At 47.1% G+C, this 14,807-nt stretch carries 13 protein-coding genes; 5 read left to right on the forward strand and 8 right to left on the reverse strand.

From position 1 onward, the window contains the following. Positions 1 to 92: 92 nt before the first annotated feature. The 3 genes from V1358_RS16695 to V1358_RS16705 all read right to left on the reverse strand — a co-directional run bounded on the left by V1358_RS16695 (position 93) and on the right by V1358_RS16705 (position 6,389). Positions 93 to 4,295: a DEAD/DEAH box helicase gene (locus V1358_RS16695; RefSeq protein WP_347394268.1), complete on the reverse strand. Its 4,203-nt coding sequence runs from the start codon at positions 4,293 to 4,295 to the stop codon at positions 93 to 95. 81 nt (positions 4,296 to 4,376) lie between these two features. Next, entirely contained in the window at positions 4,377 to 5,531 is a 1,155-nt protein-coding gene (locus tag V1358_RS16700) for an iron-containing alcohol dehydrogenase (protein WP_347391516.1), read from the reverse strand. Between the two features lie 12 nt (positions 5,532 to 5,543). Then, on the reverse strand, positions 5,544 to 6,389 hold the full coding sequence (locus V1358_RS16705) for a type 1 glutamine amidotransferase domain-containing protein (RefSeq protein ID WP_347391517.1): 846 nt from the start codon (positions 6,387 to 6,389) through the stop codon (positions 5,544 to 5,546). Positions 6,390 to 6,525: 136 nt separating this feature from the next. Here V1358_RS16705 and V1358_RS16710 point away from each other — a divergent pair, with 136 nt between their 5' ends. The 3 genes from V1358_RS16710 (at position 6,526) to V1358_RS16720 (ending at position 9,341) form a co-directional block, all read left to right on the forward strand. Next, positions 6,526 to 7,422 (forward strand): LysR family transcriptional regulator, encoded by an 897-nt coding sequence (locus V1358_RS16710; RefSeq protein ID WP_347394269.1) that lies wholly within the window; start codon positions 6,526 to 6,528, stop codon positions 7,420 to 7,422. Between the two features lie 69 nt (positions 7,423 to 7,491). Then, positions 7,492 to 9,024, forward strand: a complete 1,533-nt coding sequence (locus tag V1358_RS16715; protein ID WP_347391519.1) for a GNAT family N-acetyltransferase — start codon at positions 7,492 to 7,494, stop codon at positions 9,022 to 9,024. After that, entirely contained in the window at positions 9,024 to 9,341 is a 318-nt protein-coding gene (locus tag V1358_RS16720; RefSeq protein WP_347391520.1) for a DMT family transporter, read from the forward strand. The genes V1358_RS16715 and V1358_RS16720 overlap by 1 nt, the downstream gene beginning before the upstream one ends. A gap of 25 nt (positions 9,342 to 9,366) precedes the next feature. Here V1358_RS16720 and V1358_RS16725 read toward each other — a convergent pair whose 3' ends face one another. Next, a complete protein-coding gene (locus V1358_RS16725) occupies positions 9,367 to 10,239 on the reverse strand; it encodes a DMT family transporter (RefSeq protein WP_347394270.1) in 873 nt (290 codons plus the stop codon). Positions 10,240 to 10,820: 581 nt separating this feature from the next. Between V1358_RS16725 and V1358_RS16730 the strand changes: the two genes are divergently transcribed. Then, entirely contained in the window at positions 10,821 to 11,279 is a 459-nt protein-coding gene (locus V1358_RS16730; protein ID WP_347394271.1) for a GNAT family N-acetyltransferase, read from the forward strand. A 50-nt stretch (positions 11,280 to 11,329) separates the two neighbouring features. On the opposite strand, the gene V1358_RS16735 is transcribed toward V1358_RS16730, so the two are convergent. Together V1358_RS16735 and V1358_RS16740 are read right to left on the reverse strand one after the other, a co-directional pair. Further along, positions 11,330 to 12,433 (reverse strand): DUF4785 domain-containing protein, encoded by a 1,104-nt coding sequence (locus tag V1358_RS16735; protein WP_347394272.1) that lies wholly within the window; start codon positions 12,431 to 12,433, stop codon positions 11,330 to 11,332. 7 nt (positions 12,434 to 12,440) lie between these two features. Beyond that, entirely contained in the window at positions 12,441 to 13,295 is an 855-nt protein-coding gene (locus V1358_RS16740; protein WP_347391526.1) for a hypothetical protein, read from the reverse strand. A 230-nt stretch (positions 13,296 to 13,525) separates the two neighbouring features. Here V1358_RS16740 and V1358_RS16745 point away from each other — a divergent pair, with 230 nt between their 5' ends. Next, entirely contained in the window at positions 13,526 to 13,909 is a 384-nt protein-coding gene (locus V1358_RS16745) for an MAPEG family protein (RefSeq protein ID WP_347394273.1), read from the forward strand. 2 nt (positions 13,910 to 13,911) lie between these two features. Here V1358_RS16745 and V1358_RS16750 read toward each other — a convergent pair whose 3' ends face one another. Next, positions 13,912 to 14,268, reverse strand: coding sequence for a hypothetical protein (locus V1358_RS16750; protein ID WP_347394274.1), 357 nt, complete (start codon positions 14,266 to 14,268; stop codon positions 13,912 to 13,914). Beyond that, entirely contained in the window at positions 14,231 to 14,794 is a 564-nt protein-coding gene (locus V1358_RS16755; protein ID WP_347394275.1) for an RNA polymerase sigma factor, read from the reverse strand. Before V1358_RS16755 ends, V1358_RS16750 begins: the two co-directional genes overlap by 38 nt. Positions 14,795 to 14,807 lie beyond the last annotated feature (13 nt).

Below are 14,807 nucleotides of genomic sequence, written 5' to 3' on the forward strand. Positions count from 1 at the left end.
ATTCAAATTTACTGTTTGATTCACACATCCAAGCCCGCAGCAATGCGGGCTTTTTTATGGCTAATCCCCCGCATTGATTAAGTGAACGGTGATCAAAACACGTCTTTTAACGTGGCCATCATTTCCGCGACTGACAGCTGTTGTGGTGTGTCATAGTCACTGAGTAAGCTGTCTGCCAATTCACGCTTATGTTGGTGCAAGGCGAGAATTTTCTCTTCGATAGTGCCTTTGGCTATTAGGCGATACACGGTCACAGGACGCGTTTGGCCAATGCGGTGGGCACGGTCCGATGCTTGTTGCTCAACCGCAGGGTTCCACCATGGGTCCATATGAATCACGTAGTCCGCCGCGGTAAGATTAAGCCCTGAACCACCCGCTTTTAAACTGATCAGGAATACATCTCCCGCACCGCTTTGGAATGCGTCGATACGGGCTTGTCGTGCCGCAGCAGGTGTTGAACCGTCGAGGTATTGATATCGAATACCTTGTTGCTCAAGGTACTCGCGAATGAGTTGCAAATGGCCAACGAACTGGCTGAATATCAATGCCTTATGTTTATTTTCTCGTAACTCACAGAGTAAATGACCGAGCGCATTTAACTTGCTACTCGAGAGCAGGCTATTGGCGCTGACTAACTGAGGATGACAGCATGCTTGACGCAATTTGGTCAGCTGCGCCAACAGTGCAATGCGTTGCTCACCGGGGTTATCAATCTCTTGCAACGTGCTCATTTGCTCTAAAGCATTTTGACGCAGTGCTTCGTACAAGTGTTGTTCATCATCACTGAGCGTGACCAGTTGATCAATGTCGGTACGCGGTGGCAGCTCAGTAAGCACTTGTGATTTGAGTCGGCGTAGGATGAAAGGTTTGATTAACTCTTTGAGTGTGCGTTTGGCTTTGAGTGCTTTAGCCGGTTCTTGTTCGTGGTTATCTATAGGCACTACAAAGCGTTGCCCAAAGCGTTTTAAGTTGCCAAGCAGACCTGGGTTTACAAACCTAAACAGGCTCCATAACTCCGTGAGATTGTTTTCGATTGGCGTGCCTGTGGTGATCAGGCGGAAATTGCCTTTGAGGGCGTATGCTGCTCGTGTGCGCTTGGCGAGCGGATTTTTTAACGCCTGGGCTTCATCAGCGACGATAGTGTGCCAACGAATTTTCTCAAGCGTTTCAATATGGCGCTGCATTTGCTGGTAGCTAATTACCAAGCAGTCAAAGGCGTTGCTGTTCTCGATGGCCGCTTGTTGCGCCTCAAGGGTCTTAAGCTCACTGAATAATTGCATTTTGAGAGTGGGTGCAAATTTTTTGCCCTCGTTTTGCCAATTAAAGCACACCGAAGTCGGGGCGATTATTAATGCCGGCCCTTTTGCTGCGCGAGCAACAAGTACTGCTAAAGCTTGCAGTGTTTTGCCCAGACCCATGTCATCAGCCAAACATCCCCCAGCCCCCCAATGTGCTAAACGCATGGCCCAGTCAAAACCATCAGCCTGGTAGTCACGCAACTGTGCTTGCAGGGTACTTGGCACGGAGATATTTAAGCTGTTCGCTTCGCTCATGCGTTGGTGCAATTGCTCCCACCCTGGCACAGTTTGCATTCGCATACCTGTGGTGTGGTCGCGAATAAGACGACTGCTTAGGGGATGATACAGGCCTTTGTCTGCAGCGCCACTGAGTACATCGAGCTGGTCTTTGAGTTGCTTACTGAGGGCGACAATGCGGTTGTCTTCTAGGGTAATAAAGCGCCCGCCGCTGGTGGCCAAAGCATCGAGTAATTGGCGCAGTTCCAATACCTTACCGTCGTCAAAAGTGGCACTGCCAGTAATATCAAACCATTCATTATGCTGGTTAATACTGAGCTGAATATTCTCACTTTTAAGCTGTTTTGCAATGTGCAGTGATTTTCCTCGCGGCCAGCGTAGCTTGACTGGCAGTTCGCGATGGGGTGTGGCTAATAGCAGCTGTAACTGCTCCAAGGTGGCCAGTGCACTTTGCCAATCGACTTGTGCTAGACGTGTATCCTGCATCGCTTGGAAGTCATGACAGTGCTGGTCTAATTGCTCCAGTAGCCTTTGTTCATAGGCTAAATCTCGTTCGAGGGCGATACGTTTACCCTTGATATGGGCGCTCACATGGCGGCTTCCTAAGCCGGGCTTCATTGCTGGACCCTGCTCCCCGAAAGGCATAACGACACATTCAAAGTTAAGGCCCTCCTTTAGTGGGGTGATATTGATCACCAAATGCTTGTCTGGTTCTGTTTGGCTGAGTGTTTCACCTATGCCTTCTATATCCGACTCAATGTTGATGAGCGGGGCAATGGCCTTGATACTGTCCACCGCCTTTTGTTTCGCATGCGTAGGAATAACAAGCCCAGATTCACCGATAATTTTCGCTACTTTGAGGTGATTTGCATTAAATATGCTGAACTCTGCTAAGCCATCGCGCACCTGTTTGATACTCACGATGGGCGGCTCAGACGCGCTATTTAACGGTGGAAGATTAGCAATACTCACACTTAAGTCATCGCCATGGGCGACAATGCGGATGCTCGGCTCGCGCTGAGAGAGTTCGAGCGCTCGACCATCTGCATCGACAATATTCTGAGCCCCCACCGCAGCGGGCAGGGCTTGACTCAAATTCAAACGATATTCTTTACTGCGGTAATAATCAGTGCCGGTGAGGGTATCAATATGCGCACAAATCGCGCGGTCTTGGTCACTGAGTAAGAATGCGTCGGGTTCAGACAATAAGCGTTTAAAGCTCAATGCTTTGCCTTTGCTCCAACCCTGCTTTGTGCGTTTTTGCTCTTTGGGTTTGAGGCTGGCATCGAAGCGCCCCATTTCCAATTGCCAGACTATGCGACTGGGTTCATCGTGGGTGGTTTTTAACGGCGAGTCCAATGCTAGTAGTTGTTCAAGCGCTAAATCCCAACTTTCTTGAGCGCGCAGTAGCTGGGTAATATCAAACGGGAAATTTAGCGAATCACCATCGATTTGTTTTAAAAAGTTCGCAAATAGTGGCCATTGGATGTGTTCAAAAAAACGTGCCGCGGCAGTTTTGAGGTTTAATAGCCACGGCTCTGGTGTGCGCACTGTCCATGTGTAGGCTGCGAGAGCGAAACACACGTATAGATAGTAGTTGAGCTCCTCACGCTCGCAATACCCTAAGTAATCTTGGCGAAATAGGTAAGTATCGCGCCCTTGCAAGTGCTGCAATACACGGCGCATCACCAAATCAATAGACAGGGCAAAGGCGCCACGGCGTTTATCTTGTTGTTGATTGTCCAGCTCTTCGAGCAAGGTCCGCCAGGTGGATTTATCTTGCCCTTTGCCCATGGCCAGCAAGGTTAGCTGATAGAAAATGCCATATATCCCCTCTAAATAGGGCTTTTTTCGTTTTTGATAACGGCTTTTTTCATTTATCGCCTGCTCAAATAACCCTTTAGCCTTGGCAAAGTGTTGGTTTAAAAGGGCGGCAGAGCCTTGCAGTAATAAGCTGTAGGTTGAAGTGTCTTGGTTATCGAGGGTTTGTTCAAGCTTACTGAGTTCGCCACTGAATAGGTATTGTTCGGCTTTTAAGTAGTGTAGCCAAGTGTTTTCTGGCAGAGCATCACAGGCTTGGTGCAGCCAATGTAGGATTTGCGCAGTGCTTTGCCCTTTTTGGCGGTGCGCGGCGATAAGTGTGGCGAATGCTTGATATTGCAAACGCGCATCGAGGGCGACGAATTCGTCTAGGTTAAATGGATAGAACACGATGCTGCATAACGCTGGCGTTTGTTGCCAATCAAGCATCATGGGATTTTTAGAGAGGTTGAGCAACTCAATAACTCGTTTATGTTCACCTAGAAAATACATATCGCGCAGCAATCTGCGTTTATCTGCCGTGTTGTCTTCCCACTGGTAACTACTGAGCACGGGAGCGACTTTTTCTGCTGCGGTCAACAGCGCAACATAGAGGTTTTTAGCAAGACAACGCTTCACCAAGGTGTTGGCGATTAGGCGATTAATGATAAAGCCATGGCGGCTTTTTTGCGCCAAATCCAGCGCACATAAATCGGCAATGTAATGTTTCAGCTCTTTGGTATTAATCCCTTTCAAATCAGGCAACTCCAAGCCTTCCAAAATACGATTGAGAGCATGAGACTCAATGGGCTTGTAAATCACTGCGAGCGCCAAAGCGATATGTTGATGCGCGCTAGAGCATTCGTTAAAGCGATGCAAAAGTGCGGCAATGGCATCATTTTGTTCAGCTGTGATGGTAATAAAGTGCATGATGTGGGGGGAGTTAAATTTGGTAGCCACACGCTACCAAAGAGGGCAATGATGGGCAAGCCTAATAACTTATGTGGGGATAAAGGCCGCTATGCGGCCTTATTGTGCCTTTTACAGTGCCAGCTTAAGGATGTTGGTTGCGACATCAGGAGTAATGTCACCGTGCTCACCCAAAGCGTTTAAACCGTTGCGCGTTAAGTTGCTAATCGCTGCATCGACTGCTTGCTCGCCGAGGTCGTAATCACCTAAGCGCGTTTTTACGCCCATTTGTTCGAAAAAGTCTTGAACGGCTTTGATTGTCGCATCAACCAGTGCATCTTCATCGGCGTTCTCAAGGGCAAATACACGACGACCTAGTTGCAGGATTTTCTCGCGTTTTTGCGTCTTTTTCTCGAACATCAATGCAGGTAACACGATTGCTAAGGTTTGCGCATGATCCAAACCATAAAGCGCAGTGAGCTCGTGGCCTATCATATGTGTCGCCCAATCTTGTGGCACGCCTTTACCGATCAGCCCGTTGAGCGCCATGGTTGCAGACCACATGATATTGGCGCGCACGTCATAGTTTTGCGGCTCTGCTAATGCTAATGGGCCTTGCTCAATCAATGTTGATAAAATGCCTTCGGCAAACCTATCTTGCAATGGTGCATTCACAGGGTACGTAAGGTACTGCTCAATTACATGCACAAACGCGTCCACCACACCGTTGGCCACTTGGCGCTTGGGTAGTGAGTAGGTGTAAGTGGGGTCGAGTACCGCAAACTGAGGCTGCACAATCTCAGAACCAAACGCACGTTTTTGCTGCGTTGCTTTTTTGGTTACCACCGAGTTGCCATTACTTTCAGAGCCTGTCGCTGGCAGCGTCAAGACGGCACCAATTGGCAGTGCGCTTTTCACCTGTGCGCCATTTACTAATATATCCCAGCCATCGCCATCGTAATGTGCTGCTGCACCGATGTATTTTGCGCCATCGATCACACTGCCGCCGCCGACTGCGAGAATAAAGGTGACATTATGCTCTTTAACCACACTCAACGCTTCACTGAGTGTTTCGTATGTTGGGTTAGGCTCAACACCCGCAAACTCAACATAGTTGAAGCCATCTAGGGCATTGATAACGTCATCGTAAACGCCATTTTTCTTGATTGAGCCGCCACCGTATAAAAACAAAATAGTGTCAGTCGGCTTTAAGCGTTTTTTAATCTGCTTGATTTGGCCTTCGCCAAAGAGAATTTCTGTGGTGTTTTTAAATTCAAAATTTAACATCGTTAATTCCTATTAATTACGCTGTTTCAACGCAGAAATAAGTTCTTTTGCTAATTGCTTGTCTGAAAAAGGGTTTTGACCAGTAATTAGTTCGCGGTCTACCACTACATTGGGCTGCCATTCGCCGGCAAACTTCATATCACCGCCCGCAGTTGCCATTGCTTTTGCAGGGTAATAACGTAGCTTCTTACCGTTTAATGAACCTTCAAAAATCGCCTCTTCAGGATTAGAGAAAATCGTCATTTTATAACCGTCGTATAACCAATCGGTTGCTTGCGCATATTGACCTTGGGCGATATTTTGCTCGTACTCAACAGGTGATTGTTGGGCTGACAATAAGGCTATCGGGCCGTGACAAATTGCAGCAGTTGGCTTACTTTTCTCATGAAAGTGCTGCAAAATAGTGCGAACATCTGCGTTGTTAGCTAAATCAATTAACGGTGCATGTCCACCTGGAATGAACACCCCGCTGAATTTACCCAAGCCACTATCAATCACCTCTTTGAGTGTATGTGTGTCGTTAATGCCCGGTAAGTTTGCGATCACTTTTTCAATGCGTGCCATTTCTGCTTCATCGCCACCAAAATACATGGCTTGTACAGAGTTTTTATCCACCGCTGGTGCGTTGCCTTTCGGTGTAGCGAGTACCAATTCATAACCCGCCTTGAGCAGTTCATCTGCTGGCACGCCGAATTCGTTAAGGTAGTAACCTGTTTCATAGCTGCTACCGTCTGCTAGCTGCATCTGGGTTTCACTTGAGAGCAATACCAATACCTGCTCTTTTTGTTGCTCAGCAAAGCTTGGGTTTGCGAATGCTAGCAAGGCTCCTAGCAGAGCTGTTAATTTTACAAAGCGCATGAGTCGCTCCTTATTTGATTGTGTTGATACAAATGAATGAACAATGCATACAGTGTAGCTAAGCTCTATAATAAGTAGAATTCAGTTTAATTTAGGTTAGATATAAAATATCTGATATCACTTTATGTCCTATTTTGTGCAATTACGAACCTTTGTTGAGGTTTATCGCTGCCTCAATATCTCTCGAGCGGCGAAGAATCTTGGCCTCTCACAACCTGCTGCCACTGCGCATATTCAAAGTGTTGAGTCGACGGTCGGCAAGACCTTGTTCACACGGCGTCATCGAGGGGTTGAGCCGACAAACCTAGCTCATGAGTTGGCTGCGCAAATTGGTGGGCACTTCGATGCTATTGAGCAGAAGATGGCTTCCACCCGCAGTCGTTCTAATGAAGTACGCGGCACTATTACTTTAGCAGGTCCTGCGGAATACATTAGCTATGTGGCCTCGGCGCAGTTGGCGAATTTGCTGCAAGGTGGTCATGTCGATGTGGTGATCCTCCCTGGCAATCGTGAACAAATTTATTCAGCACTGGACAATGGCACCGCTGATCTGGCTATTACTGCATCGCTGCCAGATAGCACTATGTATGATTACCAAGTGCTTGATAGTGAACGCTTAATGCTGGTGACGCATAAGTTGCTGGCGGATTCACTGCCAAGCAAGGAGGTGGATGCTAATCTTTTAAATACTCTGCCAGTGGTGAGTTACAACACGCAATTGCCGCTCATTCGTGAGTATTTTGACGTAGTATTTAAAGCCCATTGTCGCTCGCAGATTATTGCTACTTGCCCAGATATCCGCGCGTTAGCCGGAATTGTGCGCACAGGCGTGGGTTACTCCGTATTGCCAGATTACTTGTGCTACGAAGATTTGCGTACGGGCAGGTTGGTGCGTCTTGGTCCTGAGGGGCCTGAGAATAATATTTACTTGGCTTGGCGCAAGGGAGCGTTGGCGCACCCTAGGGTAAATTATGCGCGTGATATTATGATGGCATTTTCGAACATCAATCGTTATGCCTTCCATCGCGAATAATCGAACACCCCTTTCGTTTTGTCATGATTATCGCCACAATGAAAAGGAATTGAATTATAGGAGTCCAGAATGTCCCTCGAGAAAACCCATTTAGCGATTTGTAATTTATCGAAAGAGCAATATCCACAAATCAAGCAGTTGATGGATGAGGCTTACCCTGAGTTGGGAGGGGCTTGGCCGAGCCATACGATTTTCAGACTGATTGACCAATTCCCTGAAGGGCAAATCGGTATTGTTGATGATGGCAAACTCGTTGGCTTAGCACTGAGTGTGCAAGTTGATTACAGTCGCTTTTCTAACCCACATACCTATGATGATATCGTCGATGCACATGACCGAGTATTCAGCGACCCTAATGGTGATGCCCTGTATGGGCTGGATGTTGCCATTGCCGCAACGCACCGAGGCATGCGCTTGGGTCGACGTCTTTATGATGCCCGTAAGGAATTGTGCCGCCAATATAACCTGCGCGCCATTTTAGCTGGGGGGCGAATTCCGCTTTATCACAACTACAACAAGCAAATGTCGCCGATGGAATACATTGAAAAGGTCGATCGTAAGGAAGTGTACGACCCTATTCTGACTTTCCAATTATCAAATGATTTTCAAGTTAAGCGACTGCTCAAAAAGTACCTCCCCGAGGACGAGGAATCGGTGGGTTACGCGACCTTGCTGGAGTGGAACAACATTCTCTTCGAACCGACAGACAGCGTAATTGAAAGCACTAAGACCATCGTGCGAGTGGGTGCGGTACAGTGGCAAATGCGTTTGGTCGACAGCGTTGAAGAACTACTTAAACAGGTCGAGTACTTTGTTGATACTGTGTCTGATTACCAAAGTGACTTCATTCTTTTCCCTGAGTTCTTCAATGCGCCGCTAATGGGCTTGAAAGAACACCGTAGCCAAACTGAGGCAATTCGCTTCTTAGCCGAATACACCGAAACCTTTGTACAAGCCATGTCGCGTATGGCGGTTGAATACAATGCCAATATCATCACGGGCTCAATGCCGGTGGCAGAAAACGACATCATTTATAACGTCAGTTATCTGTGTCATCGCAGCGGTAAGGTAGATGAACAACGTAAGATCCATATCACTCCGCACGAAGCCAATGACTGGGTTATTCAAGGTGGCGACAGTGTGGCGGTGTTTGAAACGGATGCAGGGCGAGTCGGCATTCAGATTTGCTACGACGTGGAATTCCCTGAATTGTCGCGCATTTTGGCTGAGCAAGGCTTGGATATTTTGTTCGTACCATTTTGGACTGACACCAAAAACAGTTACTTGCGTGTGCGCCACTGTGCCCAGGCCCGTGCTATCGAAAACGAGTGTTATGTTGTGCTTGCGGGCAGTGTGGGTAACTTGCCTGAAGTAGAAAGTCTAGATGTACAGTACTCACAAGCTGCGGTGCTGACGCCGTCTGATTTTTCATTTCCTCATGACGCCTGTTTAAACGAAGCTACACCAAATACCGAGATGTTGCTGTTCTCAGATTTGGATATGGATAAACTGAAAATCCTGCACAGTGAAGGAACCGTTCGCAACCTCAAAGATCGTCGTGGCGATTTATATAGCGTGAATCTCGTAAAGGGTAAAAGCTAATGGCGTGGGTGTATCTTATTTTCGCAGGCTTGTTTGAAATTGGTTGGCCTGTTGGCTTAAAGCTGGCACAGGAACCACAAACCCGTTGGCTTGGTATTGTCATGGCCGTGGTGTTTATGGCCATCAGCGGCTTTTTACTATGGCTTGCACAAAAGACGATTCCTATGGGGACCTCCTATGCGGTATGGACGGGTATCGGCGCCGCAGGTACCTTTTTAGTTGGGGTATTCTTTTATGGGGATAGCAGTTCGTTAATGCGTTACTTCGGTGTGCTCTTGATTATCGCGGGAGTGATCACCTTAAAATTAGCCCATTAGTAAAATCGGGGCTTGTATATACAAGTTACCCCCACATCACCGCGATAGCGGCTAAGGCAATAAGGACTAGGCCTGCGCTGTCGCGGCGTTTTACCGGTTGTTTCAACCATAGATATGAAATCGCTATGGTGAAAAACACCTCGATTTGCCCCAGCGTCTTTACATAAGCCACATGCTGTAAACTCATAGCACTAAACCAACCAATAGAGCCAATACAGCTGGTTAGGCTTATCCACAAGGTTAAGCCTTTATGGTGCCACAGGCTCACAAGGGCTGCTTTGTTTTTAATGCCAAGATAAACAAGCAACATCAAGGTTTGCAAACTGATCACCAGTAACAATACCCAAGCGGCGCTGTGCGGAAACATCAATCCAGACGATAAGCTGGCTTCGCGCACCCACAGTGAAGTCAGGGCGAAGCTGGTGCCACAGGCCAAACCCATCAACACCGTTTTTAAATTCAAACCACGAATACTCGGCCCACTTAGCAGCATAACCGCAACCGCGCCCAAGATAACACCAAACCATCCGAGCACACTTAGCGCGGAGCCAAAGAACAACATGCCCAGAATCGCTGCCACGAGTGCCTCACTCTTGGCCAATCCTGCACCTACGGCATAGTTATTCATCTTGAAGAGCCTAACCATTAACGCGGTGGCGATAATTTGCATAACAGCAGCACCCACAATGTAAAAAGCAAAGGAACTAGAGGGTTGTAAAGCAGGAGCTGGTTCAAACTGATAGAGAACAGCGAGATACAACGCAGCAATAGGGCCAGCAAGGATAAAGCGCGCTAAAGTAACCGCAAGACTGGCGGTATGTTGACTTAATTTACTTTGTAAGGCGTTACGCCAACTTTGGCTAAATGCGGCTAAAAAAGTGAATAAGATCCAAGCCATAGTCGTTATCGAGTGAGCAAAACATCAACATAACATGGAGGTAAATGGGTGGCGAATGAGTAATTTACATATTCATTATTCACTTCACATATCTCGGTGACGGGCTACTCAGAGTTATTGGAATCTATCTTCAGGGCAATAAATAAAGTTATGGTGACAACCAAACTCGGAATGATAAGCAAGGATGCGTAAAATTCCGTACTGTTTTGAATTTTATCGACTAAATAAGCGAAGGGGACAATGGACATCCCAGCCGTAAATCCAAGTATATATTTCTCCATGTTATAAAAACCTAATGCTCAGTTTGCGGTCATTTAATTTGTACCTCATATAAACACTTAATGGAAGCTATATTTCTGATTATATTATGAAAAGTTAGAGTTTCTGATGGTGTTCGTATGAATACGGTAGCCGATAAAGGCAAGTGGTTTGGCGTCATTTCCCTGCTATTGACTACTCTTGATAGGGTGCAGCTTCAGGCCACAAAACCCTGACGGTGGAAGGTAATTTGATAATCAGTTGGACAATGCGCAATTAACTTACTTATTCTAACGCTGCGGGCTGTATTTAGAGGGTAGGCGATGGAAATAAAGTTAGACGATTTAAAAGGGGGTGAAGTGATCGCCTTGTTGCGCGAGCACCTTGCCGATATGTATGCCACTTCGCCACCTGAGAGTGTGCATGCACTGGATGTGGATGCACTTAAATCGCCGGATATTACTTTTTTCAGCGCGTGGAGTGGTGATGAACTGGCTGGTTGTGTCGCTCTCAAACGTTTAAGTAATACTGAAGCTGAACTCAAATCAATGCGCACTGCTACAGAGCATAGAAACAAGGGTGTAGGTTCATTATTGCTGCGCCACATCTATGCCTTCGCAACAGCGCAAGGGTTCAACAAAATTAGTTTGGAAACGGGTACGCAGGATTATTTTGTGCCCGCTCATCAGCTGTATAAAAAGTTTGGCTTTGTCGATTGCGCGCCGTTTGCGGATTATCAACTCGATCCAAACAGTCGCTTTATGCGTCTTGATTTACAATAAAAAAGCCGGCGATTTAGGCCGGCTTTAAGGTTGGTCACAACCACGAAATGTTACTGCCCAGGTGCAAACTTCAACATTCGCGTTTGGTCTGTTAATTCGATATCAACGAGCTCAAATGGTGCCTTTGCAGCGGCTGAGGCGGTGAAAGGCATGACGAATGTGTCACTGCCACTCATTGCTTTTGCCACTTCCACTGTCGCCAACTTAACGCGCTCCCCGTTATCGCCGCGTCCAGTGAGCGTTGCGCGGATGGCGAAGCGGCCATCATCTTCGACTACAACCGGCACGTTTGCTTGATAACGGTTATTGCCTAACGACTGCACCTTGGCGTTTTGCATGGTGATGGTCTGCTCAGATTGTACGAAAGGCATTTTCACCGAACGCTTCACTGCTTGACCATTGATAACGGTATTCACTGTGGCTTCGAGTTCATAGTAGCCTTGCGCTGCGCCAATATAACTAAGCGGTTGTGCGAACACGGCTTCACCATTTTGGTATTGAGCTGCAATGTGCTCACCTTCAGGGCTTACCAGTGTGAGATGCACATCTTTGTCTTTTAGACGCTGTTGCCCCATCTTCAATTGCATCGCTAGTTTTTGTTGATGCTGCTGCAATTTGAACGCTGTTTTGGCGTGTAATGCGTTACTCGAGCCCTTTTCAACGACGTGTACGAGATACATATCGTTGTCATTGAGTGCTTGGCTTGTTTGCAGCATGGGTTTGCCTTTGCCATTCACTTGCCCAAGTTTTAGGCCCACGCTGCCATCGCTAAAGCCCGCTTCTTGCATTTGTTGGCGAGCGGCTAGCGCCTGCATGGGTAATTGCATTTGGCTGTTCGCATCGCGCACTGAAAACTTATCCAGCTGCAGATCATAGGGCTTGATCACTTCACCGTTTTCAAAACGCGCTTTAGGTGCAACGCGTATAAGGTGATCGGCTTGGTGCACAAAGACCGGCACACCGCGCTTGAGCTCTTTACCCGATACCTGTTGCCAGTACTCTACACTGTCTTTTTCCAGTGTTTGCAATTGTGTTGCCGGTGCCGATTGCACTTGCGGGAATTGATACACGGTTTGCTCATTGGCGTTGGCCAAAGCGCCAGCGCTAGTTAGCATCATGGCAGCGCAAAGAGTGGTTATTGTTGTTTTCATCATTGGGCTCCTAGATTCGGTTCTTCAGCATGTCAGCTAAGCCAAAGCAATTGCGGCGGCTTTGTTGATGGCTCAGCGGTTCGCTGCCACGGGTGCGCGATTTGTCTTTAAACCACAAAACACCGGCTAACGATTGCGAGCTGCAATTTAAGAAGCCGTCGGAACAGCTGTCTAACCAGTTTTGAGTAACCTCCAGCGCCACCTGATTTTGGTAGCCGCCACAGTAGCTGTCGCTATCCCAGATTGCGGAGTCTACGTCACTGCCAACAACCGTTTCGAAGCGTGATGGTAAACTTGGACGATTCGGTGTGCCGTATAGCCATTGCGCATTATATGATGCCATCCACGATACTTGTTGTTGTTTAACTGCATCGTTGCCGTAGCCTAAAAGCCAGCCCAAGCTTTGCTCAAAGGTGTTGCCTGCGACCACAGCGTCAGCCAGCGGCGTACCGCCGCTAGAGGGTGCGAGTGCAATGGTGCGGGTGACTTTATTGATGATATTGGGGTAGCGGCTATCCCACGTGGGGTTGGACAAAATCCAGCGCACCACATTACCGCCATTGGAGTGGGTGATCAGTGTGAGCTCAGTAATATTTTTATTGTTTATAAAGGACGTGAGCTGAGAGGCTAAACAACCTGCAGCACCATCGGCCCACATATATTGTTCGAAATCGCAATTAATCACGGTGTAATTGCTGGTGTTAGGTAAACCTTGGCGCACGGTATTAACGAAACTGCCAGTCCAATAGTCATTGTAGGCATCAGTTTGCTGCCCCGTGCCATGTACAAATGCGACCCCTTGCGCCGCGATAGCACTTTGGCCTAAACCCAGTGCTAGTAGGGTTGAGAGTATTTTAAATTTCATGTGTGTTCCTGTTGATTGTAATTATATCTATCAGGTTGGAGGAGTGACCTCCGATCAGAAAATAGACCAAACAGGTACAAATGCAAGAAATAATTTACAATTATTTAACCTTTGTGTTGTTTTTAATACCAACTTATTGGTTTTAGTGGAATTATAAATAATGTAACGCGTGGCATTGAGCTTGGCAGCAAACCCACGCACAATGAAAAAAACAATAAGGAAAGTAAACGATGAGTACAGTGGTAATTTGCGCCTTGATCGCGTGTTTGATCCCCTACCTTGCTAAAGCGCCTTTGGCATGGGCACAAAATGCAGAAGGAGGATATGACAATCGTCATCCCCGTGCGCAACAACAAGCGCTCACCGGCTTTGGCGCTCGTGCATTGGCCGCACACCAAAATAGCTTTGAGTCTTTAATCGTGTTTGCTGTGGCTATTGCGGTAGTGCTAGGTACCAATACCCAAGGCAAACTAATTGACGCTCTGGCTATCAGCTACCTTGTCTCCCGCGCACTTTACTGCGTGTGTTATTGGTATAACTGGCACGTTGTGCGCTCGCTGATTTGGGCAGTGTCACTGGCCTGCCCAGTTGCGATGATTGCGTTGAGTATTTAACGCTAGTTTTTGTTTGCAATCATTTCCTCAACAAGTGCTAAGCGCAGTTGTATGTCTTGTAAAGACGCGCTGCGCTGGCGCACTAACACGATCACTGTGGTAAGTGCGGCTACCATCATGGAAATGCCAAGAGCGACATAGCCTAAACTTGCGAGTGCAGCATTAACGTCGCCCTTTTGTGCCATGCCAACACTGAATCTGCTTTGTATACGCAGATATTCAAGGTACTCGGTGTAGCCAATAAATAGCATGCAACCCAATGTACATAGCCAGGCGATGAAGCTAATGCCCAGCATGGTGACGTAAATTTTCTTATCGCGATTAATTTGTTGCAGTAACGGATTGAGTTGGTTCGTCATGAGAACGCTCCTGTTTTAGATGTTTGATGTGTGCAGAATCGGCTAATTTATTTCGGGCGTGAAAGAGGCGCGATTTGACCGTGTTTGTGGGTAAATTACAGATCATTCCAATTTCAGCACAGCTCAGGTCTAGCCAATAAAATAAGTAAATAACTTCCCTGAAATGTCGAGGTAACACTTCGAGCATATCAAGGCTATATTCGCTATCTAAGTGCTCGTCTATGAGAGTGAGCGATGCCATTAATTCTTCTGTTATTTCAACTTCTTTGGGCTCTTTGAGTTTTTTGTAGGCACTGTGATGCGCAATTCGAAGTAACCATCGTTTGAAAGCGTATGGAGAAGAAAGAGTGTGCAGTTGTTTGTATACACTGAGCCAAATGTGCTGTTGTACATCATCAAGATCTTGCCTTTGCACCCCTAGTTGAGAAAGATAACTCAGGGTTGTCGCGCTGAAGGTTTCATAGACTTGTTTAAAGGCTGTTTCACATCCCGCTTGGGCGCGAATTATTGTTAGATTTAGCTGCATCCGTGCTCAAAAA

The organism is Pseudoalteromonas pernae (assembly GCF_039831865.1).
Taxonomy (GTDB): domain Bacteria; phylum Pseudomonadota; class Gammaproteobacteria; order Enterobacterales; family Alteromonadaceae; genus Pseudoalteromonas; species Pseudoalteromonas pernae.